The 23,179-nt window shown below is 57.7% G+C and carries 22 protein-coding genes; 15 read left to right on the forward strand and 7 right to left on the reverse strand.

Going from position 1 to position 23,179, the window contains the following annotated elements; genetic code table 11:
* Positions 1-135 precede the first annotated feature (135 nt).
* From U6G28_06270 to deoC, 9 genes are all read left to right on the forward strand, one after another.
* Entirely contained in the window at positions 136-753 is a 618-nt protein-coding gene (locus U6G28_06270) for a 50S ribosomal protein L25/general stress protein Ctc (GenBank protein WRS29140.1), read from the forward strand.
* A 248-nt stretch (positions 754-1,001) separates the two neighbouring features.
* Complete coding sequence (locus tag U6G28_06275) at positions 1,002-2,096, forward strand: mannose-1-phosphate guanylyltransferase (GenBank protein WRS29141.1); 1,095 nt, start codon at positions 1,002-1,004, stop codon at positions 2,094-2,096.
* Between the two features lie 240 nt (positions 2,097-2,336).
* Positions 2,337-3,443: a BMP family ABC transporter substrate-binding protein gene (locus tag U6G28_06280; GenBank protein WRS29142.1), complete on the forward strand. Its 1,107-nt coding sequence runs from the start codon at positions 2,337-2,339 to the stop codon at positions 3,441-3,443.
* A gap of 220 nt (positions 3,444-3,663) precedes the next feature.
* Complete coding sequence (locus U6G28_06285; GenBank protein WRS29143.1) at positions 3,664-5,253, forward strand: ABC transporter ATP-binding protein; 1,590 nt, start codon at positions 3,664-3,666, stop codon at positions 5,251-5,253.
* Positions 5,250-6,605 (forward strand): ABC transporter permease, encoded by a 1,356-nt coding sequence (locus U6G28_06290; protein WRS29144.1) that lies wholly within the window; start codon positions 5,250-5,252, stop codon positions 6,603-6,605. Before U6G28_06285 ends, U6G28_06290 begins: the two co-directional genes overlap by 4 nt.
* Positions 6,605-7,888 (forward strand): ABC transporter permease, encoded by a 1,284-nt coding sequence (locus tag U6G28_06295; GenBank protein WRS29145.1) that lies wholly within the window; start codon positions 6,605-6,607, stop codon positions 7,886-7,888. The genes U6G28_06290 and U6G28_06295 overlap by 1 nt, the downstream gene beginning before the upstream one ends.
* A 23-nt stretch (positions 7,889-7,911) precedes the next feature.
* Positions 7,912-8,361 (forward strand): cytidine deaminase, encoded by a 450-nt coding sequence (locus tag U6G28_06300; GenBank protein ID WRS29146.1) that lies wholly within the window; start codon positions 7,912-7,914, stop codon positions 8,359-8,361.
* A gap of 3 nt (positions 8,362-8,364) precedes the next feature.
* Positions 8,365-9,672: a thymidine phosphorylase gene (locus tag U6G28_06305; protein ID WRS29147.1), complete on the forward strand. Its 1,308-nt coding sequence runs from the start codon at positions 8,365-8,367 to the stop codon at positions 9,670-9,672.
* A gap of 115 nt (positions 9,673-9,787) precedes the next feature.
* On the forward strand, positions 9,788-10,441 hold the full coding sequence (deoC, locus tag U6G28_06310; protein WRS29148.1) for a deoxyribose-phosphate aldolase: 654 nt from the start codon (positions 9,788-9,790) through the stop codon (positions 10,439-10,441).
* Between the two features lie 79 nt (positions 10,442-10,520).
* Here deoC and U6G28_06315 read toward each other — a convergent pair whose 3' ends face one another.
* Both U6G28_06315 and U6G28_06320 read right to left on the reverse strand, forming a co-directional pair.
* A complete protein-coding gene (locus tag U6G28_06315) occupies positions 10,521-12,233 on the reverse strand; it encodes a phospho-sugar mutase (protein WRS29149.1) in 1,713 nt (570 codons plus the stop codon).
* Between the two features lie 17 nt (positions 12,234-12,250).
* Entirely contained in the window at positions 12,251-13,072 is an 822-nt protein-coding gene (locus tag U6G28_06320) for a purine-nucleoside phosphorylase (GenBank protein ID WRS29150.1), read from the reverse strand.
* Positions 13,073-13,217: 145 nt separating this feature from the next.
* On the opposite strand from U6G28_06320, the gene U6G28_06325 reads away from it, so the two are divergent.
* On the forward strand, positions 13,218-13,946 hold the full coding sequence (locus U6G28_06325) for a TIGR00730 family Rossman fold protein (protein WRS29151.1): 729 nt from the start codon (positions 13,218-13,220) through the stop codon (positions 13,944-13,946).
* Between the two features lie 120 nt (positions 13,947-14,066).
* Positions 14,067-14,237, forward strand: a complete 171-nt coding sequence (locus tag U6G28_06330; protein ID WRS29152.1) for a DUF3117 domain-containing protein — start codon at positions 14,067-14,069, stop codon at positions 14,235-14,237.
* Between the two features lie 210 nt (positions 14,238-14,447).
* Here U6G28_06330 and U6G28_06335 read toward each other — a convergent pair whose 3' ends face one another.
* A complete protein-coding gene (locus tag U6G28_06335) occupies positions 14,448-15,080 on the reverse strand; it encodes an O-methyltransferase (GenBank protein WRS29153.1) in 633 nt (210 codons plus the stop codon).
* Between the two features lie 72 nt (positions 15,081-15,152).
* Positions 15,153-16,277 (reverse strand): Mrp/NBP35 family ATP-binding protein, encoded by a 1,125-nt coding sequence (locus U6G28_06340; GenBank protein WRS29154.1) that lies wholly within the window; start codon positions 16,275-16,277, stop codon positions 15,153-15,155.
* Positions 16,278-16,392: 115 nt separating this feature from the next.
* On the opposite strand from U6G28_06340, the gene U6G28_06345 reads away from it, so the two are divergent.
* Positions 16,393-17,145 (forward strand): general stress protein, encoded by a 753-nt coding sequence (locus U6G28_06345; GenBank protein WRS29155.1) that lies wholly within the window; start codon positions 16,393-16,395, stop codon positions 17,143-17,145.
* Positions 17,146-17,322: 177 nt separating this feature from the next.
* Here U6G28_06345 and U6G28_06350 read toward each other — a convergent pair whose 3' ends face one another.
* On the reverse strand, positions 17,323-18,852 hold the full coding sequence (locus U6G28_06350) for a Xaa-Pro aminopeptidase (GenBank protein WRS29156.1): 1,530 nt from the start codon (positions 18,850-18,852) through the stop codon (positions 17,323-17,325).
* Between the two features lie 116 nt (positions 18,853-18,968).
* Here U6G28_06350 and U6G28_06355 point away from each other — a divergent pair, with 116 nt between their 5' ends.
* Positions 18,969-19,814, forward strand: a complete 846-nt coding sequence (locus U6G28_06355; protein WRS29157.1) for a PHP domain-containing protein — start codon at positions 18,969-18,971, stop codon at positions 19,812-19,814.
* Positions 19,811-20,458 carry a MarC family protein gene (locus tag U6G28_06360; protein ID WRS29158.1) on the forward strand — a complete coding sequence of 216 codons (648 nt, stop codon included), beginning with the start codon at positions 19,811-19,813 and terminating at the stop codon, positions 20,456-20,458. The genes U6G28_06355 and U6G28_06360 overlap by 4 nt, the downstream gene beginning before the upstream one ends.
* Before the next feature lie 13 nt (positions 20,459-20,471).
* On the opposite strand, the gene U6G28_06365 is transcribed toward U6G28_06360, so the two are convergent.
* Positions 20,472-21,950, reverse strand: a complete 1,479-nt coding sequence (locus U6G28_06365) for a DEAD/DEAH box helicase (GenBank protein WRS29159.1) — start codon at positions 21,948-21,950, stop codon at positions 20,472-20,474.
* A gap of 332 nt (positions 21,951-22,282) precedes the next feature.
* On the opposite strand from U6G28_06365, the gene U6G28_06370 reads away from it, so the two are divergent.
* Positions 22,283-22,924 carry a ferritin-like fold-containing protein gene (locus U6G28_06370; protein WRS29160.1) on the forward strand — a complete coding sequence of 214 codons (642 nt, stop codon included), beginning with the start codon at positions 22,283-22,285 and terminating at the stop codon, positions 22,922-22,924.
* A gap of 11 nt (positions 22,925-22,935) precedes the next feature.
* Here U6G28_06370 and U6G28_06375 read toward each other — a convergent pair whose 3' ends face one another.
* Positions 22,936-23,163, reverse strand: a complete 228-nt coding sequence (locus U6G28_06375) for a DUF3107 domain-containing protein (protein ID WRS29161.1) — start codon at positions 23,161-23,163, stop codon at positions 22,936-22,938.
* Positions 23,164-23,179 lie beyond the last annotated feature (16 nt).

Consider the following 23,179-nt stretch of genomic DNA (forward strand, 5'->3'; position numbering starts at 1 on the left):
TATGCTTTTTGAGTTGCCCCGGCGAGGGAGCAGAAATATCGCTCCGTGATCGACGTGGTTGGTTATCGCTCTTGCGATGGTCGTCGGGTAGGCAAAGAAGTCGGGCCCGGCCCGCAGAGTGAAAGAGGTTTTACCATGGCAGCAGCTACAGAACTTTCTATTACCGGTGTTGAACGCACGGAGTTTGGTAAGGGCCCCTCGCGTCGTTCGCGTCAGGCGGGAAATATCCCCGCAGTCCTTTACGGTCACAGTATCGACCCGGTTCATTTGGATCTGCCTGGTCACGCGGTATTCCTGATTGTCAAGGACAATGCCAACGCTGTTCTGACAGTGAACTATGGCAAGAAGAAGCAGCTCGCACTTGTGAAGTCGATTCAGCGTCACCCGGTTCGACGCGACATCCTGCACGTTGACCTGCTTGCAGTTCGCGCCGATGAAAAGGTCGAAGTTGAGGTTCCGATCGTGATCGTCGGCGAGCCTATCTCGGGCACCCAGCTGGCCCAGGAAGAGTTCGCGGTCCTGGTAAAGGCTCCGGCAACCTCGATTCCTGAGTCGATCGAAGTCGATGTTGAGGGACTTGAAGAGGGCGTTGTTATCCGCGTCGAGAACCTAGTTCTTCCAGAGGGCGTCGAAACGATGCTTGACGGTGAACGTGAAATCGTGGCTGTCCAGACCATTCAGGATGTTGCGATTGAGTCCGCAGAAACCGCAGTCGAGGAGGCTGTCGAGGAAGCGGCGAAGGACGCAGAGTAGGAACTCTTTAGACGGACCGTTCTGGTTCGTCGCGAATCCCATCAAGAGCGCCGGTCCCGTCTGCGGGGCCGGCGTTCGGCGTCTCTTCTACACCCGGATTTCCAATCAATCCGGAGTCTTTTCGTGCCGAGCTCGAGGGGTGCCGTGCCCCGAATTGATTGGAGCTTAGAGAAAGGGAAGTCGGCTTGCCGATAGAGTTCCCCTGATAGATGGGCTGGCAAGTGTGCCCAGAGAGTTGGAGGTCAAACTTGGAAAAGCTACACGCAATCATCCCGGCCGGGGGCGCCGGCTCAAGGCTGTGGCCTCTTTCGAGGCAGTCTCGCCCCAAGTTCTTGCTGGATCTGGAAACGTCTGGCAAGTCGTTACTGCAAAAAACCGCACTTCGCCTAGCCCCCGTATCGGCGTCGATTACGGTTGTTACGGGACACAAACACGTGGGCGAGGTTCAAAAACAACTCCAGGCTCTGGTGGACCTAAAGAAGCTGCCGGAGAACCTGCCGGTCGCAGTGATAACCGAGCCTGCGCCACGGGACTCAATGGCCGCCATCGGATTGGCGACCTATTTGCTAGCGAAGAAGTACGGCGATGATGCGGTAGTTGGATCCTTTGCTGCGGATCACTCGATTCTTCGTCCCGCGATCTTTCAGGATGCGGTACGCGGCGCAATCGGAGCGGCCGAAGAGGGGTATGTGACGACTATTGGGCTCAAGCCCGAGTCCGTTTCGACAGCGTTTGGTTACATCCAACCTACCGTTGAACTGATAACGGACGAGGCCTTCCTAGTAAAGCGATTCGTCGAGAAACCGAGTGCAGAGGCCGCGGCCAAGTACCTGAAAGCCGGATACCTATGGAATGCCGGCATGTTTGTGATGAAGGCTGGGGTACTGAAGAAGCACCTGGCGAAACTTCATCCCGAAATGGACAAGTCGCTCAACCACATTGCAGACGGATGGTCCCTGCTGGAACGCCAGGAGATCTTGAAGCGCGAGTGGAAATCAATAGAGCGCATTGCGATAGACCATGCCATCGCAGAGCCGGTGGCCTCTCAAGGTGGGGTTGCAACGGTGATCATGTCTGATTCGGGTTGGACAGACTTGGGCGACTTTGAGGCGTTGGATGCCCTGGGGGACAGTAGTCCGAATAACCCGGCTCACGTTGCAATAGATTCGAATGATTCTGTTATCCGTGTTTCCTCTGACAAGGCCGTGGTCGTCGTGGGCGTTCCTGGAGCGATTGTTGTTGACACTGGCGATGCCCTGTTGGTGACGACGAGAGCGAATGCGCAAAGAGTGAAAGAAGGGGTAGATGCCCTGAGGGCTGACGGGCAGGAACGCTTTCTCTAACCAGGCTTCGACCACCGATGGACTCAGAACGCGGTGCAGTTGCGTCGCGGCTAACCCTGCGCTCTCGTCTCGTGGTGGTCTGTCACACACGATGTGTAACGGAAACGTTGCGTTTCGGTGGCGAGGGACGCGTTGGCCTGTTAGTGTGTTCACCCCCAACTAACATGGGAAATGACGTGAGCATCGAAGTTTGATTTTGTCTATTGGCGCTCGCGCTTTTTTATCCGTTCAGGAGGAATTTTGAAGAACTCTCTGCGATTCGGCGCTATCGCCGCAGCAGTTGCACTGTCCCTTGCAGCTTGTGGACAGGCCCCTACAGAAAGCAAAGATACTCAGTCTGAAGCAGCTAGTGGCGACGGCGGTGAGGCAACAGTAGAAAAGTCTGATGTTAAGGCTTGCATGGTTTCTGACCAGGGCGGCTTCGACGACAAGTCCTTCAACCAGTCGGGTCACGACGGCCTAACTAAGGCTGAGAAGGAACTGGGTGTTGAGATTGCTCAGGCTGAGTCGACCGGTGATCAGGACTTCGCACCGAACATCGAGAACATGGTGCAGGGCGACTGCGACATCATCATTGGCGTTGGCTTCCTGATGGACCAGGCAATGGCTGAGGCTGCTGCTAAGTACCCGGATGTTAAGTTTGCTCTGGTTGACTCCACCATTGGTGACAGCTCACTTGAGAACACTCGCGCGTTGCTGTTCAACACGGCAGAGGCCGGTTACCTGGCAGGCTACGCTTCGGCAGCAATGTCGACCACCGGCAAGGTCGGCACCTACCTGGGTATGCAAATCCCATCGACTGCCGTCTTCGCTGATGGCTACTCAGATGGCGTTGCAAAGTACAACGAGGACAAGGGAACGAACGTTGAGCTTCTCGGCTGGGACAAGGCCGCCCAGACCGGCATGGCAGTAGGAAACTTCGAGGACCAGGCAAAGGGCAAGCAGTTCACTGAAGAGCTCTTCAACCAGGGCGCTGACGTCGTCATGCCGGTTGCCGGCCCCGTCGGTCTAGGAACACTGGCAGCAGCCAAGGAACACGAAGGCACCATGGTCGTCTGGGTTGACGCCGATGGCTACCTGACTGAGCCTGACTCGGGCAGCGTTATCCTCACCTCCGTTCTCAAGCAGATCGAAGCAGCTGTGTTCGACTCGATCAAGATGGTTGTTGACGACTCATGGACCTCCGATCCGTTCATTGGCACCCTCGCCAACGACGGTGTTGGAATTGCTCCGTGGCACGATTTTGCTGACAAGGTCCCCGCTGACCTTGACGACGAGATCTCCGCACTTCGCGATGGCATCATCGACGGAAGCATCGTAGTTGAGAGCGTGAACACGCCTAAGTAGTTTTGGTATGGAGGACACTAGACGGGCTTCCGACTCAGTGGTCTTCAATGACTAGAACACATCGGGAGGGTGCAATGCCTGCACCCTCCCGATTACTTTGGGGTGATACCCAGAATCTAAACTCGCGCGCAAAGTGGCGCTACATACCATCAAGACCTACTACACTAGGTTCTCCGCCCTTACGCAAGGATGCGAATTACCTGCCCACAAAGGACACAATGTGAAGCTCGAACTGAGAGGGATCACTAAGGTCTTCGGACCGCTGGTGGCCAACGACGACATAAGTCTTGTCGTTGAGCCCGGTGAAATCCACGCACTGCTCGGCGAAAATGGAGCCGGCAAATCAACGTTGATGAACGTGCTGTATGGCCTGTATCAGCCGGACGGTGGCGAGATTCTGATCGACGATAAAGTCGTTCATTTCGACGGGCCTGGCGATGCCGTGGCCGCCGGAATTGGAATGGTTCACCAGCACTTTATGCTGGTGCCGGTATTTACGGTCGCGGAGTCGGTGGCACTCGGATACGAACCGACGGTCCTAGGCATCATCAAGAAAAGAGATGCTGAGAAGAAGGTCCGCGAGCTTTCTGAGAAGTTCGGATTCGATCTTGACCCGAACGCCGTGATCGAGGACCTACCGGTTGGTGCACAGCAGCGCGTCGAAATCATCAAGGCAATGTCGCGGGACGCAGAAGTCCTAATTCTTGACGAACCGACCGCAGTTCTGACTCCCCAAGAGACTGACGAACTTATTGAGATCATGCGTCAACTCAAGGAGTCCGGTACTTCGATCGTCTTCATTACCCACAAGCTACGCGAGATACGGGCGATTGCCGATCACATCACCGTTATTCGACGCGGCAAGGTGGTAGGACAGGCGAAGCCGACTGACTCTGAGAAGGATTTGGCGTCGATGATGGTTGGCCGCGAGGTCATCTTGGACGTCGAAAAAACGGCGCCCAAGCCGGGCGCTCAGGTTCTGGAGTTCAACGATGTGACTCTGGTGGATGACAACAAGCACCTGCTACTCGATCACCTGAACTTTGACGTCAAGGCCGGAGAGATTCTCTGCGTTGCCGGAGTCCAAGGTAACGGACAAACCGAGCTCTGCGAGACGATCCTAGGTCTGTCTGTGCCCGATGGTGGCAGTATCACCATTGAGGGAGAACCGATCGACCACACTTCCATAAAGGAACGTCTCCGTAAGGGACTGGGGTACATTCCCGAGGACCGTTCAAAGGATGGCATGATTTCTAGTTTCTCGGTGGCCGAGAACATGATCCTAGACATTTACGACCGCGAACCATTCGCGACCGGTGTCAATATGCATCCCGATGCGGTGCTAGAGAATGCGGAAAAGTTAGCAACTGAATTTGACGTTCGTTTGACCAACGTCGAAGATCCGATCTCGACCCTTTCTGGTGGTAACCAACAGAAGGCGATCTTGGCTCGCGAGCTCTCTCGTCCGGTCAAGGTCCTGGTCGCAGCACAACCAACCCGTGGCCTCGACGTCGGCTCCATCGAATTCGTACACAAGAGAATAATCCAAGAGCGCGACAACGGTTCCGCAGTCTTGGTTGTCTCAACGGAACTGGACGAGGTGACCTCGCTCGCAGACCGCATCGCAGTAATGTATCGCGGACAGATTGTTGGAATCGTGCCGGCGGATACCAAGCGCGACACCCTCGGCCTAATGATGGCGGGTGTGCCATATGAGGAAGCGCTGGCGGCGACGGCCGATGTTCCGCAAGCCTACCCCGGCGACGGGGAAGACCCCGTTGACGTTGAGCTTGAGGAGGGCGGCAAGTGAGTAACGGTCCTGCAGTTCTAAATCCAGAGCCATCCACGCTTGAGCCGGTAGAAGGACCGGACAAGTCTCAGAAGTGGGTCAGGAAAATCCTGGACACGCTGTTCAACCCTTCGGCTGCCACGACTGCGGTAGCAATCCTGACCGCTCTGATTATTGGTGCGCTCATTGTCGTCGCCTTCGATTCAGATGTTCAGCGCACAGCCGGATACCTGTTCGCACAGCCAGCAGACTTCTTCGGTGCGGTGTGGAACGCATTTGCGTCTTTCTTCACCTCGCTGATCAGAGGCTCGATATTCGACTGGCGACAGAGCACCGTACAGGGCATGTTCCGTCCGCTGACCGAGACCATCGTTCGTGCGACACCACTAATCATTGCTGGTTTGGCAATCGCGGTCTCATTCACTGCGGGCCTGTTCAATATCGGTGTCCAGGGACAGCTCATCATGGGCGGCCTGTTCGCAGGTTTCGTCGGCTTTTACTTTGATCTGCCCGTGGTGCTACACGTTCTATTGGCTGTTGCAGGGGCGCTGATCGGCGGTGCGATATATGGCTTCATTCCTGGTTTCCTGAAGTCGAGGTTGGGTGCAAATGAAGTCATCGTGACTATCATGCTCAACTCAATCGCCACCCTATTCTTGGCGGCCATGCTGAACACGAAGCTGTTTCATGGAGACGGCTTCCCCGGCAAGTCACGGCCGATTGGGTCCAATTCGGCCTACCCACTTCTTGCCGGCTCGGGTTTCCGATTGAACTTCGGCATCATAGTCGCAATCCTGGCGACTATTTTCGTGTGGTGGCTCATCGACCGATCAACCTTCGGTTTCGAAATCAGGGCTTCCGGCGCAAACCAGGACGCTGCTCGTACCGCTGGCATGAGCGTTAAAAACACAATCATGTGGACCCTGGTCATTTCGGGAGCCCTCGCCGGACTCGCGGCGACCGGACCTGTTCTGGGTACCGAGAAAGCACTGACGGCCGGTATGGCCGGATCACTGGGGTTCGACGCGATCACGGTTGCGCTACTTGGGAAGTCACGTCCAATCGGCGTGTTCTTCGCGGGCCTTCTATTTGGGGCGCTGAATGCGGGTGGAGCACTGATGCAGTCATCGGCAGGAATCCCTGTCGACATTGTTCAAATCACCCAGGCGATCATCGTCCTAATGATCGCGGCTTCCGAGGCAATCAGGTATATGCGCCAACGTCGCAGTATCCGTGAGGCAACCGTCTCGAAGGTGGAGCATAAGGACGAGTCTGAGGGGGAGACAGTGATCGTCGACAACGACGGTGTGCCGGTCGAGGTCGTGGCTGGCGTGAGCAATGTAGATTCCTCGTCCAAGGAAGGCGGTCGCTGATGAGCGCTGTAACAGCTCCTACCAAAAACGCTACCGAGGCTGAACTCGCCGGCGTCACAGTTCCGATTTCCTGGCGTGACCCGATCGTTACGACGGTGATGGCGGCTCTGGCCGTACTTTTGGCCGCAACATCTCGGGGACAGTCCAACCTGTCATTCAAAGGCGCGAGCGCGTGGATGTCGGATTTCACCTGGACGGCTCCCGCTCAGCTGACCACGGGCATTCTTGCGGTTCTTGCGGTTGTTGTGACCGTATTCGTCTGGGTCCAGGCAATCAACCGAAGGGCGGTACCCGGATGGACACTCGTTGTGGTTGGGGTGTCATTCGTATTTGCATTCCTCGTCTGGATTGTTGCGGACCGTCCAAGCGCTAATCTCCCGGTCGTCTCGCTGTTAGCGGGCGGTTTGGCATTTGCTACCCCGCTGGTTTTCGGTGCTCTTGCAGGTGTCATAAATGAGCGTTCCGGAACCGTCAACATCGCAATCGAAGGCCAGCTCCTGTTCGGAGCTTTTGCTGGTGCAATTACGGCCTCCGCCTTTGGTTCACCGTGGATGGGCCTGATCGGTGCGCCGATCGCGGGCATGTTGCTTGCTGCACTGCTGGCTCTGTTCACAATCAAGTACCGAGCGGATCATATCGTTGTCGGCGTTGTCTTGAACATGCTTGCACTCGGCGTCACGTCGTTCATCTTCTCGACGCTACTCCGCGATTCACCGCACCTTAACAAGGCGATGAGACTGCCACAGCTACCGATTCCAATTTTGAAGGACATTCCCATTATTGGTCCGGTCCTGTTCAACCAGACAATCCTGGTCTACATGATGTATGCGGCCGTGATCATCCTTCAGTTCGCTCTGTTCTCAACGAGGTGGGGACTACGGATGCGTTCTGTTGGTGAGAAGCCTCAGGCCGCTGACACGGTGGGAATCAAGGTCAACTCCATTCGTTGGCACAACGTCCTTCTAGGTGGCGCCATTGCCGGGCTCGGCGGCGCCTTCTTTACCGTGGGTCAAGGGCTTGCCTTCTCGAAGGACATGGCAGCAGGAAACGGCTTTATCGCTCTGGCTGCCATGATCCTCGGTCGCTATAACCCGGTCGGGGCGCTAATGGCAGCGCTGTTATTCGGGTTCTCTACCAACCTGGGAATCATCATGCAGGCGGTCGGTGGAGGGATCCCGGCTGAATACCTGCTAATGATTCCGTACCTGGTCACCATCCTTGCTGTAGCCGGATTCGTCGGAGCCGTTCGAGTTCCGGCAGCCGAGGGCAAACCATATCCGTAAACCGGATCACTATTGGAGGACTAGTGACTAAAGCAAAGATTGACGAAACGATCTGGCAAGAACTACGGAGCGCGGCGGTCAGCGCCATGCAAAACGCCTACGTGCCCTACTCGAAGTTCCCGGTTGGGGCCGCGGCACTCGTGGACGACGGCCGCATCGTGACTGGTTGCAACGTCGAAAACGCCGCATACGGAGTGTGTCTGTGTGCCGAGTGCGGAATGATCTCTGATCTATTCCGCACCGGCGGCGGCCGCCTCGTGGCATTCGCCTGCGTTGACGGTTTGGGAGAACCAGCCTCACCCTGCGGGCGTTGCCGCCAGTTGCTCTGGGAGCATGGTGGCGCGGAACTGGTCCTCGAAATGCCGGAAGGGCGAATGACGATGGACCGGGTGCTGCCGGGCGGGTTTGGCCCGGCGGACCTCGAACGCGTTTGGGACAGCGAAGTTGCTGAACAGAATCAGGAAGAGGAATAGGTGTTGGCAAAGACAGAAGCCTTTGATGCCGTAGATGTAATCAGAATCAAAAGGGACGGCGGGCGGATTCCTGACCCGATGATCGACTGGGTAATTGATGCCTATACGCGCGGCGTCGTTACCGATGAGCAAATGTCGGCCTTGGCAATGGCTATCTTTCTTCGCGGAATGGATCGCGAGGAGATTGTTCGCTGGACCATGGCGATGATGAACTCGGGTGAGCGTCTCGACTTCTCGAAGCTGACCAAGCCCACGGCCGACAAGCATTCGACGGGCGGGGTGGGGGACAAGATCACTCTGCCACTCGCACCCCTTGTTGCATGTTTTGATGTGGCGGTGCCACAGCTTTCGGGACGCGGTCTGGGCCATACGGGCGGCACACTCGACAAGCTAGAGTCGATTCCAGGCTGGGATCCGAACCTGGATTCGGAGCAGATCTTTGAGATGCTGGAAAATGGTCCGGGCGCCGTTATCTGTGCTGCTACCTCAGGGCTCGCGCCCGCTGACAAGAAGCTATATGCACTGCGTGACGTAACGGCGACTGTTGACTGCATTCCCTTGATAGCTTCGTCGATCATGTCGAAGAAGATTGCGGAGGGGACCTCGGCGCTGGTACTCGATGTCAAGGTCGGCTCTGGGGCGTTTATGCGTGAGTTAGAGCAGGCGCAGAAGCTCGCTGAGACAATGGTTGCGCTGGGCGAGGACGCGGGTGTGCGCACATCGGCTTTGCTCACCAACATGTCCACTCCGCTTGGTCTTACGGTCGGCAATGCCCTAGAGGTCCGTGAATCGGTTGAAGTCTTGGCGGGCGGCGGTCCTCAGGACGTTGTCGACCTAACCGTGAGCTTGGCCCGCGAAATGTTGCGTCTTGTGGGTAAGGACGACGTGGACGTGCAAGCTGCTCTGAGCGATGGGCGAGCAATGGACCGCTGGAACCAGATGATTGCCGATCAGGGTGGTGATCCAGCTGCAGCTTTGCCAGTTGCGAAGTACCAAGAGCAGATTGTGGCGGAGGAATCCGGGTACCTGAGTGAACTTGACGCCTGGGGCGTCGGGATCTGCGCTTGGCGCTTGGGTGCAGGTCGCACCCGTCAGGGTGAGGCGGTCCAGGCCGGCGCTGGAGTTGAGATCCATGCGAAACCGGGTGACTCCGTGAAAAAGGGACAGCCACTGCTTACCCTTCATACGGACACGCCAGAACGCTTTGAGCGCTCAATCGAGGCGCTAGACGGCGCAATCAAGATCAGTGTGGACAGGCCAACAGATGTTCCCTCGATCATCCTTGACCGAGTAGACGGTCCCGGACACTAAGCCGAGAGACTGGCCGGACTCGGATATTGCGGAAGAGCCGGGTCCGTAATGCACCACCTGCGGGCCTATGACAATTTCGCACGCCGACGAGTTACAAGAGTTAGAAGGAGTTTAAATGACATCCCGAAGTGAAGTCGCCCGAATGGTTGACCACACGCTACTGAAGCCAGAGGCAACGGCAGCGGATGTGCAGGCCCTGATCGATGAGGGTGCCGAGCTTGGCGTGTTTTCAGTTTGTGTTTCGCCTTCGATGCTTCCCGTAAAGGTTCCCGAAGGAATGAAGGTGGCGACTGTTGTCGGCTTCCCTTCGGGAGCTGTGAAGTCCTCGATCAAGGCTGCAGAGGCGGCACAGGCTGTCTCAGATGGTGCTGATGAAGTAGACATGGTTATCAACCTCGCCTTCGTCAAGGAGCACGACTGGGACGCGGTTGAGGGCGACGTCAAGACGGTTCGCGATGCAGTTCCCGGCGCCTTGCTAAAGGTCATCATCGAGTCAGCTGCTTTGACGGACGAGGAAGTTACGGAGACGTCCAAAGCTTGCAAGCGTGCAGGCGCAGATTTTGTGAAGACGTCGACCGGGTTCCACCCATCCGGTGGTGCAAGTGCACACGCAGTCGCGTTAATGCGTGCAGCTGTTGGTCCCGATCTGGGGGTAAAGGCGTCGGGGGGAATCCGTGACGCAGCGGCAGCCCAGGCAATGATCGACGCGGGGGCAACCCGCCTGGGTCTATCCGGTACAAAGGCAGTGCTAGATGGACTAGAGGACTAAATTCCACCCACAAGACCGGCCTTTGGAGATTATCCGCAGGCCGGTCTTGTCATATCAAACGAGGGGACCCGCAGACTACCTAGATCCCTATTGCCGAGCGCATGTCGCCTCTAATCGCATCAAGGCGCTTTGCTGCGCGTGCCCTGGCCGTGTCTACGTCATCATCGATAATGTTCTCGATGACTTCGATATAGCACTTTAGCTTGGGTTCAGTTCCGGAGGGGCGAACCACAACTCTGTCATCGCGGTCGGTCACGTACAGCAGACCATCCGTGGGCGGCAAGTCCTCGGTTCCAATGGCTAAGTCGACCGTCTCCACGACAGACGCTCCAGCGATTGAGGTGATGCCGTTGGTCCTAAGGTTCTCCATGCCCTTGGCGATCAGCGATAGGTCCTCAACGCGGATTGTTAGTGGTGCTGTGGCGTGCAGACCGAACGCCCTGGCCAGTTCGTCAAGACGATCCTGGACCGAGCGTCCCTCCGCCTTCAGCGACGCAGCCAGAGCCGCCAGCTTAGTGCTCGCAGAGATTCCGTCCTTGTCTCGCACATACTGAGGATCGACGCAGAATCCGATTGCCTCTTCATAGCCAAATACCAGGCCGGGCACGCGGGAGATCCACTTGAAACCAGTCAGGGTGAACTCGTGGTGCAGGCCGTGTGCTGCCGCGATCTTAGACAGAAGTCTTGACGAGACGATCGAGTTCGCCAGGGTTGGTCCATTCGGCCCCTCGTCTGATGCCACTTTCTCTCCGCCTGTGATTTCACGAGCGGTCTGATCTCCAAGAAGTGAACCCACCTCATCGCCGGTCAATTGACGCCAGCCGGTGGCGGTTGAGGCATCAGGGATCGCGGCGGACGAGCGGTCAGCATCCGGGTCGTTTGCCAGGATTATGTCTGCACCGACCTCGCGCGCCAGTGAGATTGCTAGATCTAGAGCTCCTGGCTCTTCTGGATTGGGGAACGTGACAGTGGGGAAGTTGGGATCGGGCTCGTGCTGTTCCGCAACCACGGTCACATCGGTGAACCCGACTGCTTCAAGGGCTCTTAGCGCGGTATCTCCACCAACTCCGTGCATTGAGGTGAGAACAATCTTCAGGTCGCGCGGACCCTCGGGCACAACCTTCTTGATGCGGTCGACATACGCCTGCACCATGTCATCACCGAGTTCCTCCCAGCCGGATTCGGCGCGGGGAACCGAGGCCACTGACGGTACTGCCATGATCTTCTCAAGAATCGCGCCGTCGTACGGAGTTACGATTTGAGATCCCTGACCCCAGTCACTTACGACTTTTCCGCCCAGGTAGACCTTGTATCCATTGTCTGCGGGAGGATTGTGCGACGCAGTGACAACAACTCCAGCGTCAGCCCCAAGCCGTCGGAGCGCGAACGCGGTGAGAGGGGTAGGGAGAGCGTGGTCAAAGAGATATGCGTGACCTCCACCCGCCTCGACCACAGCGGCCGTGTCTTCGGCAAACTGGCGTGATCCATGACGGGCGTCATGCCCGACGACAACGGTGAATCCGTCCGGAAGTTGTTCTTTGAGGTATGCGGTGAGGCCCGCAGCGGCACGGATAACGACCGCACGGTTCATGCGGTTCGGTCCCGCCCCCAACTCGCCGCGCAAACCGGCGGTGCCGAATGTCAACATGCCGCTGAAGCGATCTGACAGCTCTGCGGCTGCTCCAGTGTCGCCGCCGTCAGCTAACTCAAGTAGGTTCTGCAGTACCTTTGCGTCGTTTACATCGGGGTCGTCCTGAATCCACGCCAGAACTTCATTACGGTTGTAACTCATAGTCTTTCCTGTCTTGCCTAGAGCTGCTGGACGATGTTCGCGAGGAGTCCGGCGATCCGAGGTGCCGCTTCAGCTCCTGCCTCTATTACTTCCTGGTGCGACAGCGGGGCATCGGAAATACCTGCCGCTAGGTTGGTCATCAGGGATAGACCCAGTACCTCAAGTCCCGCCTCCCGTGCTGCGATTGCCTCAAGCGTTGTAGACATCCCCACCAGGTCTCCGCCAATGATTCCAGCCATCTTGACTTCGGCCGGTGTCTCGTAGTGCGGGCCACGGAACTGAACATAGACTCCCTCGGGCAACGTCCCATCCACGGTGTGGGCTACGTCGCGTAGACGCTGGGAATAGAGGTCGGTGAGATCAACGAAGTTGGCTCCCTCGATTGGAGATTCGGACGTTAGGTTAATGTGGTCACGAATCAACACCACCTGGCCTGGCTTCCACTCTGGGTTTAGTCCACCGCAGCCGTTGGTGAGGACCATCTGCTCGGCCCCAAGCGCGGCGGCGGTACGGACGCCGTGGGCAACTGCTCGCAGTCCTTTTCCCTCGTAAAAGTGAGTACGTGAACCGAGGACCAGGGCTATCTTGTCGGTTCCCTTCACTCTGATTGTCCGCATCGTCGCGCCGTGTCCGGCCACAGCCGGAGCCTGGAAACCAGGAACCTCCGCGGCGGGCAACTCGGCAATGGTCTCGCCGATTAACTCGGCAGCGCCGCCCCAGCCCGAACCCAGAACGAGGGCAATATCGTACTTGTCTACACCGGAATGTTCGCGGATTGCCCTCGCTGCTTTCTCGGCCATGTCCTTGGGGCTCTGCCCCTCAAAAACGTCATTGGTCATGCATCCAAAACTACCGGAAACTGATCAGTAAGACAGTCGAACGGAAGGTCTCGCCGCATTGGGATTAGTCACCGTGTAACCTCACTAGACGAGAACTGACGCGCCCGTGTATATGGGCCCGCGTCAGACAATAGGGAGCGAAATAATGACAAAACGCGAGAGTTACCGCCGAGGATCCGTAATAATGCGTGGCAAGCAGATCCCCACAGACACCGCCGATTCGGCGCTACTTCAGTCGCGAAGCAGCGATCCGTGGCGGGTAATGAGGATTCAGTCCGAGTTTGTAGAAGGATTCGGTTCGCTCTCGAACATTGTTAACGCCGTTTCTGTCTTTGGGTCGGCTCGCACAAAGCCTGGGACCAAGGACTACCAGGTGGCGGAGGAGATTGGTCGTCTGATCGCTGAACGGGGCTTTTCAGTGGTGACTGGAGGCGGTCCGGGCATCATGGAAGCCGCAAACAAGGGCGCCTACAAGGCAGGCGGGGTTTCGGTCGGTCTAGGCATCGAACTCCCCTTTGAACAGGGGATGAATCAGTGGGTTGACCTGGGGATCAACTTCAGATATTTCTTCGTCCGAAAAGTCATGTTCGTTAGGTATGCTCGTGGCTTTATCGTGCTACCCGGGGGATTCGGCACGCTTGACGAACTGTTTGAGGCCATGACTCTGGTTCAAACCCGGAAAATTGAGCGTTTCCCGATCGTGTTGGTCGACAGCGAGTTCTGGGCTCCTCTGCTGGAATGGCTGCGAACATCACTGGTTCAGCGTGGTCTTATTGATGCCGCAGACCTAAACATTGTGAAGGTTGTCGATACTCCCGAGGAGGCCGTGGAAGCTGTCTGGGCGGGGATTGAAGCCATGACAAACGGGGGCTGATCTCGGGTGGAGCGTCGTCCGCAGGGAAGAAGTCCCGCGAATCGGTGGGTAAATCACGGTAGACTAGGCCCTGTAGCGGGTTTTGGGCTCGCGTAGTCGTACTTGCCGTAAGGAGCTGTAATGGCAGCAATGAAGCCTCGCACAGGTGACGGGCCTCTAGAAGCCACCAAAGAAGGACGGGGGATTGTCATGCGAATCCCCAGCGAGGGCGGGGGCCGGTTGGTGATTGAGTTGACCCCGGATGAGGCAACCGCACTGGCAGAGGCTCTAAAGGGAGCCGTTCCCGCGTAGTCGGTGGCGCGAGGAAGCCGACAAGAAAAGGTCGAGGATGAAAGTCCTCGACCTTTTGCAATCCGCATTCCCGGCCACGGGGACGCGGATGCTTAAAATCCGGGTCGGCGTGTGTCGGATGTATTGGGTTGATCCCCAGTCTTGGCTTCCTAGCCAATGGAATAGACGGGCGAACACCGATGGTCCGGGTTCATACCACGACGCGAGACCCTAGCGTTTCGTTGCTAGTAGTACTCCATCACCTACGGCGAGCATAGCGAGATCGAACGAATCTGACTCCTCTAGCTCCTTACAGACCTCACGCATCGCTACAGTGTGAGGATCGCGCCTGGCAGGGTCCGCGACGTTTCCAAACCACAGACCGTTCGGGATCACAACTGCACCCCCGGACTTCAGAATCCGGTTCGCGTGTTCGACATATGCGTACGTTTCTTCAGGAAGGCCGTCCAGCACGACCATGTCGTACGAGTCAGCAGCCAGGCGAGGCAGGACATCGAGCGCTCTTCCATTGATGAACCTAGTCCGGGGCGAGGGAACCTGTGCCTGGCGGAATGCTCTTGCAGCTTCCCGTTGGAACTCGCTCTCAGGATCGATCGTAGTTAGTACGCCTCCGGACGCCATCCCCGCAAGTATCCACAGCCCGGAGACACCCGTTCCGGTCCCGATCTCAACTGCTGACTTTGCGTTTCTTAACCGCGCAACCGCACGCAGAAGCGCTCCGGTTGAGGGAGAAACAGGGTCAACCCCCAGCTCCAGCGCAACTTCACGTGCTGCTTGGATCTCTGGAGATTCCAAAGGGAACTCCTCGCAGAAGGACCAAATCGTGTTCTTATCGGTTGCCATCGCCGCCCTCTCGCTCCACCTAACTCAAATCTACCGGCATCCCGGTGAAAACAACGGCTCTGCGAGACGAAACTAGTGAATGATCGGCGCGACGCCAAGCGGGCGGCCAGCAAGCCCCCGAGCCTTTGACCCGATGTTCTGTGCCAGTTCACCAAGGGCCATGGCGCTAGGAGCATCCGCGTTGCTGATTACGGGGTCACCCTTGTCGCCTCCGACCCTGAGTTCTATGTCCAGGGGAACCTGGACAAGAAGCGGGACGTTGTATCCGAGAAGGGTTGAAAGATGGTTCGCGACAATCTGGCCGCCACCCTTCCCGAAGATATCCAGTCGAGTGCCGTCTTCCTGCTCCAGGTATGACATGTTTTCGATGACACCGATGACGCGCTGCTGTGTCTGGGTCGAGATCGAACCGGAGCGTTCGGCAACCTCGGCCGCCGCCACCTGGGGGGTTGTCACTATCAGAGTTTCGGCACCCGGAAGTAACTGCGCAACCGAGATTGCGACATCGCCGGTGCCAGGGGGCATGTCGATGAGTAGAACGTCCAGATCTCCCCAAAAAACGTCCGCCAGGAACTGCTGCAGTGCTCTGTGGAGCATCGGACCGCGCCAAATAATCGGCTGGCCTTCGGGAACAAACATCCCGATTGAAATTACCTTCACTCCACCAGCACCGATTGGGGGAACAATCATGCCATCGATTGACTGAGGTTCAGTTGTAATTCCGAGCATGCGAGGAATCGAGAATCCGTAAATGTCGGCGTCAAGAACCCCAACCTTGAGCCCCTGATTCGCCAACCCCACTGCAAGGTTCGCGGTCATCGATGACTTGCCGACGCCGCCTTTCCCTGACGTTACGGCAATCACTCGCGTTAGTGATCCGGGTAGGTTAAACGGAATCTCCCTCTCGGCGTGACCTGTCAGCTGCTCGCGCAGGGCCTTCTTTTGCTCGTCGCTCATCACACCCATGGTGACCTGTACGGAATCGACTCCATCCAAGGCGCCAACCGCAGCCTGAACATCAGTTGTAATGGTGTCTCGCAGAGGACAACCGGCCGTCGTCAGAAGGATCGCTACGGTTACGGCGCCACCGTCGATCTGAACCTCATCGACCATTCCAAGGTCCGTGATCGGCTTGCGAAGTTCCGGATCATTGACCTTGGCCAAGGCTTCCATTACGGCATCATGCGAGAGCGTCATTCCTCCATGTTATCGGGCAGATGGCCGCCGGTTCGACGCCAATAGCGAAAGCCAATCGCGCGCCGTTGCTGCTTCACCGTAGTCTTGAGGTCAACGAACGATTGAAGGATGCCATATGTCAGTGAACTCACCTCGCACCAGGTACCCGGCGGAGCTTCCCACCGGCACTGAGGTTGCCTCCTATGCCAGGTATGAGGATGCTGCGGCAGCTGTTGACACACTCCAGAGGGAAGGTTTCCCCCTGGCTTCAGTCACGATTGCCGGGTCTGACCTGCACTTGATCGAGAAAGTTATGGGGAAGCTAACCCCGGCACGCGTCGCACTGACGGGTGCCGGACAGGGACTCACCTGGGGCCTACTAATGGGAATCTTCTCGATCCTTGCTCTTCCCCAAGGTGGATCAATAGTGGCGCTCATCGCGGTGTCCATCGGAATCCTTGCGGGTGTTCTCATCAGTGTTGTCATGTGGGCGACCAGTACGAGGAAGAGAACCTTCTTCTCTCACTCCGCCATGGTGGCATCGAGATACGCGATCTTAGTGACCGAGCAGGTGGACAGGGCCTACAGCATCCTCGCAGGGGCACGCGGAAATACTGCTCCCAGACCTCAGCGACCGACTAGACTCGCGCAAAATGACAGGACGCCGAGAACCTACTCGGATGCGCAGAAGGAATCTGGAGCGAAGGCGAGTGTGGCTCCCAACGCAACCGACAGTTCCAGGGGCAGTGGGAACGAGCCGAAGAAACGCAGTACTCTTGAGCCTCCCAAGTTCGGTGTGCGCCTTGACGATGCGCAGAGACGGGAAAGCTCCGAAAGCACCTCTGACTCCGGACAGTCGGAGCCAGAGAACGAAACGCCAAAGGGATAGGCATCAGGGGATCACTCGTGGTCCCACCGCCCATTCGTCCCTAGCTCTCGCGCCGAGCCAGTACCTCTCGATGACACCCTCGTTTGACTCTGCCCCTCCGAGCTTTCGCTCGTTTGCCTTGTGATGCGCCTACTCTCCGCGCAATCTAGGAAACGAACTTGCGGGGCGAGACACACCCTAGCCGCGTTGAACCCTCTCGATCCAGGCTTCAACGTCGGCGATAGTACGTGGAATTGCCTCACTCATTCGGCGTGGGGTTCCGTCGGTCTCAATGAGAATGTCATCCTCGATTCGACACCCGATTCCGCGCATCTCTGCGGGCACGGATAGGTCGTCGGCACGGAAGTACAGGCCAGGTTCGATCGTGAACGTCATTCCCGGCTCGAGCAGGGCGTCCTGATACATTTCCTGGCGAGCTTGCGCGCAGTCGTGAACGTCTAGGCCGAGGTGGTGGCTGGTGCCGTGTGGCATCCAGCGGCGGTGTTGCTGGCCCTCCTTCTTCAATGATTCTTCTGCCGGAACTGGAAGAACGCCCCACTCTTCTAGACGGGCCGCCAACACCTCTTGCGCTGCCTCGTGCAGATTGCGGAACTTGACACCGGGTTCGGCCGCACGAGCCAGCGCGGCCTCTGCTGCGTCTAGCACTGCCTGGTAGATCTTTGCCTGGGCTTCGGTGAACTTGCCGTTCACCGGGAGGGTCCGGGTGATGTCGGCGGTGTAAAGCGAATCCACCTCGACCCCGGCGTCAACTAGCACCAGTCCATCGGCGGGAACGGTACCCGAGTTATCCATCCAGTGGAGGGTGTTTGCGTGGTTGCCGCCGGCCGCAATGGTCTCGTAGCCAAGACCGTTGCCGTCCTCACGAGCCACCGCCGCAAAGGCACCCTCAATGACACGCTCACCGCGAGGATGATTTGCGGCGCGGGGGAGGGAACGAATAATCTCCTCGAAACCACGCATGGTTGCATCGACGGCCTTCTGCATCTGCTGCACCTCAAACTCGTCCTTGCAGAGACGAATCTCAGAGAGCTTCTCAACCAGCAATTCGTCACGGTCCAGCGCCATCTCGCCCGTCGGTAGACCCGCCTGTTCCCGAATCTCTTCGACCATTGCGCTGACGTTCGTGTCGACCTGGGGTAGAACCCGTAACTGAACCTGGCCGGCGTCTTTCGCGAGCGCGTCGCGGAGGGTATCGATTGCCGCGCACTTGATGCCGGTGGCGGTCTCCATTTCTTCAAGCGAGGGCCGGGCTCCCACCCAGAACTCGCCGTAGCGTGAGTCCGCGTAGAACTCTTCGGAAGTACGCGAAGATCGTGGGGTGAAGTAAAGGACCGCCTCGTGCGTTTTCTCTGACTCTGTAAGTGGGTGGAGGACGAACACGGCGTCGGGTTCAAGCTCCGCCCCTAGCCCGGTCATATGCGCGAATGCGGAGTGAGCTCGAAACCGATAGTCGGTGTCATTGCTACGAGTTTTGAGGTTCCCCGCTGGGACTACAAGACGTTCGCCGGGGAACAGTTTTCCGATTGCCTCGTGACGGGCAGGGACATAGTCGGCGGTGCCGGTCGGATCGAGGTCCAGTGGGGGACGCTCGCCCCAATTGCTTGCCATGAACTCGCGGAACGCCTTTCCAGAGGGACGGTGCGAGCGGTTGTCTCCGCGCGAGTCGATTGATTGTTCAGAACTGTTGGTCTCGGTCGTTTCGCTCATACAGCAATCCTCGCACCATAGAGCGGAGTTGGGTAACCGAGGGGAACAAAGTGAGGCGCAGTGAGGTGCATCAAGCGCGTTCGTCTCGGATGGCTCCGGGGGCATAATATGGGCCGGTGATCCGGATCGACCCTCATGCGCACACCATTCACTCCGACGGGACTGACACCCCGAGCGGTCTGATTGGTGCAGCAAAGGACGCCGGCCTCGACTACGTCGGTATCAGCGACCACGACACAACTGCGGGCTGGAATGAAGCGATCACAGCCGCAAAGAAAGCCGGAGTTGGACTGATCCCCGGGGTGGAGTTCTCCGCTCAGTGGCAGGGTCGGCCAGTGCACGTTCTCGGGTTGCTGGTTGATCCGACCTATGAGCCGTTGCAGCGTGAGTTCTTGGACGCGCAGAAGTCTAGGTCACAGCGCCTCGCCCGCATGGTTGCGAAGATGCTGGACGACTTCCCAGGCTTGACCTGGGAGAATGTGGAGGCGCGCGCAAACGGAGCTCCGTTGGGCCGTCCCCACCTGGCGGATGAACTGGTTGAGTTGGGGTACGTTCCGAATCGTTCAGAGGCGTTCAAAGTGATCCTGAACCCCGCTGGGCCATACTGGGAGCGCCAGCGAACCCTTCCTCCGCGTGAGGCAGTAGAACTTATTAGGTCGGCCGGAGGCGTGCCGATCCTCGCTCACCCGCAAGCCACGCGACGTGGACGTCCGGTACCGCAGGAGGTCGTGCAGGAAATGGTGGAGGCAGGACTTTTTGGCCTAGAACGTGACCATCGAGATCACGATGAGGACGACCGGGCAGAAGTTGAGCGTCTTGCCGAGCACTTTGGGCTACCGGTGACGGGCGGCTCTGACTACCACGGCCTGGGGAAGCCCAACAGATTGGGTGAGAACCTCACCGACGAAGAAGTATTTGAGCAGATTCGCAGTCAGGGAGCGATAGGGGTGATTGAGCCGTGAGCCTGGATAGCATCATAAACGTGACGCTGTTGGCGACCACGTTCACGACACTGTTTGTGATCATGGATCCGCCGGGAACTATCCCTGTCTTCCTCGCTCTGACTGGTCGAATGGACAAAGCGACGCAGAACAAGGCGGCGATCCAGGCAACCTTCACCTCGCTATTTGTCATTGTTGGTTTTGCCGTCACAGGCAACTTTCTCCTCAGAGCACTGCATATTTCGATGCCCGCGCTTCAGCTCTCCGGTGGCATCCTGCTGTTCCTGGTGGCAATGGAACTGCTGATGGGCAAGGGCGAGTTCGGCGGGCCCTCAGAGGACATTCAATCCAACGTCGCGATGGTTCCTCTCGGCACTCCGCTCCTCGCCGGCCCCGGCGCAATCGTTGCCGTGATGGTAGCGGTGAACCAGGGACATAACACTGTCGCTGGTTGGGTGGCTGTGATGCTGGCGGTACTGCTAATGCACGTGGTCATCTGGCTGACGATGAAGTTCTCGATGGCGCTCCAGAAACTACTCGGGGACGACGGAGTGATGATCCTGACCAAGATTTCTGGTGTTCTTCTAGCCGCAATCGCAACTCAGATGGTCGCCACGGCCGTGTTTCAGTTCATCGACACCTACATGGCTGGCGGCGCGATCTAGGCGACCGGCCTGTTCACTTGGCGTTCTCGGACGCCTCACCCGTAGATTTGTTCACTCGGCGGCGGGTGCGCTTACGCGGTTTCCGGGGTTTGTCCTCTCCCGCAGTAACGTTTTCGCTTCGATTCTTGGACGAGGAACGGCGGTTCCGGTTTCCTTTGTTGCCGTCAGACTTTTTCCCCTTGCCGCCCCTGGCACTTCCTCCCTTGGGACGGTCCGATCCTCCGAGGTCCTCTAGTTCCTCGGCATCCAAGCCCTCACGGGTGCGCTTTGCACGAGGGAGGCGACCAGTAACGTCCGTAGAGATTCCCAGGTCCGTGTAGAGATGGTCTGAAGTGTGGTAGGTCTCCGGCGGGTCCGCCAGGTCCAGCTCAAGGGCTTTAGAAATGAGTCCCCAGCGCGGAAGTGCATCCCAGTCAACGAAGGTGACCGCAGTTCCCTTGGCACCAGCGCGTGCAGTGCGACCAATCCGGTGTACGTAGGTCTTATCGTCCTCGGGACTCTGGTAGTTGACTACGTGGGTGACGTCGGGGACATCAATCCCGCGTGCCGCAACGTCTGTCGCCACGAGTACGTCAACCTTGCCGTTACGGAACGCGCGTAGAGCCTGTTCTCTCGCTCCTTGACCAAGGTCTCCGTGGAGGGCTCCAACAGCAAAACCACGCTCTGTCAGTTCCTCGGTGAGGCGCGCGGCCGTCCTTTTTGTCTTTACGAAAATAATGGTGCGCCCTCGGCCCTCTGCCTGAAGAATGCGGGCCATGACCTCGACTTTGTTCATTGGGTGCGTCCGGTAGGCAAACTGCTTCACCTGCTTGACGGTCGCGCTGTCGTCATCCGGGTCGGCCGCTCGAATGTGAGTCAGTTGGCGCATAAAGCGACGAGCAAGGGCGATAACCGGCCCTGGCATGGTTGCAGAGAACAGCATCGAGTGGCGAGTTGGAGACACCTTAGACAGGATCGTCTCGACGTCGGGAAGGAAGCCGAGATCCAGCATCTCATCGGCCTCGTCCAAGACCACCGTTTTTACGTGGCTCAGGTCTAGGACACGACGGTTTGTCAGATCGATTAGACGACCGGGGGTGCCGACAACAATCTCGACGCCGCGTTTCAGCGCATCAATCTGCGGATCGAAGCCGACACCACCGTAAATATCGAGAATTCGCGCCGATAGGCCCTTTCCCGCAACGCGGAGATCGTTTGCAACCTGCTTGCAAAGTTCGCGGGTGGGAAGAACGATCAGCGCTTGCGGAGCGCCTGCCGCGCGAAGATCGCTAAACCCCTCGTCTTTTGGTCCGACGACAGACTGCAGAACAGGGATTCCGAATCCGAGTGTCTTTCCGGTTCCAGTCTTTGCCTGTCCGATGATGTCGCGGCCCTCCAGGGCGACCGGAAGGGTCAGCGCCTGGATGGGGAAGGGGTTGATTATTCCTGCGTCCGCAAGGGCGCTGGCGATTGCCGGATTAATGTCATAGTCGGCAAAGGTATTTTGACTCACGTTCTGCCTTTCAAGGAGTCTTAAGCGTTATTAGGCAGCCGATCGTCAATATCTGTTAAGTGGGGCCGATGCCCCAAAGTACCCGAGTGTCCGTTACGACCGGGCAACCTGTTTAGAAGTCTAGCTTGCCTGGTGTCCCGCGCCGTAAATTCGCCTGCTATCTCACGAACGGAGCTGACATCTTCAGGGGACAGCCCGGCTTTACTTGCCCCGGCAAGCCCTCGGCTCGTTTGCCTTGAGATGTACCGACGCGCCGCGCGACCTAGGAAGCGATTATCCGACGCTGAACACTGGCGTCGCTCCCCCTGTGGACAGGGCTATAGGCTTGTGTCATGAGCAACGACGATCTGACCTCGGTACCGGAAGCCTCGACTGCTGAGCAGGAGGCGATCGGACTAATTGCCTTCAGTGCGCTCGCGGCAATGACGCGACTGGCCAAAGATGGCGACCAGGCACCGACAATCGAATATCACATCGACCTTTCTCGGATGGCCGACAGGGGATACCGGCGTTTCACTGAGCTTGAGGACATAGCCGCGGCTCGCGGTTTCTCGCTTTCGGAGGCGGCCGGCATCTACGCCGGTTTGTTTGACGAGCTAGATGACCGTACCCGTCCGTCTGACTGGTGGGAACGCAGTGTAAAGAGCTACATCGTCCTCGGCATCTTTGCAGATGTTCTTAGCGAGTTGAGCGAACGCCACCAGATACTTGAGTCTGACTTGATCGCCTGGGATCTGGGACACGGGAAATGGGTCGAGGAGCATCTTGCCGACCTAACGGCCGATGATCCTCAATTGGCTTCGCGTTTGTCGCTGTGGGCCAGACGGGTTGCGGGCGAGGCCTTTGGTCTTCTGCGAGCCACTCTGTTTACGTACCCGGATTTAGCGATTGATCCCGATACAGTCGATGCGGTGGTCTCTTACTCGACGAAGCGCCACAAGGAGCGCATGGAGGCAGTGAACCTAAAGGCGTAGTTCCTTTGGGTTCACATCCGCCCGAAGCCCACGGGGCTACTCTTGCGCGAGGGAACTAGAGCGTAGCCAATCGCGCTGGCGGGAATCAGAACACGCTCTCCCTTGCTGTCCGTGAGGTCGAGGATTTCGCCCTTGTTGATTGCATTTTTCACCGTTTCGAGGACGGAGTCCTCGTCACCTTCAATGTCAAGCGCGAGCGGGGGAATTCCGTCTCGTAGATTCAGAACAAGTTTCATCATCGTCTCCTAGGAACAG

The sequence above is a fragment of the Actinomycetaceae bacterium MB13-C1-2 genome, from assembly GCA_035621235.1.
Lineage (GTDB): Bacteria > Actinomycetota > Actinomycetes > Actinomycetales > Actinomycetaceae > Scrofimicrobium.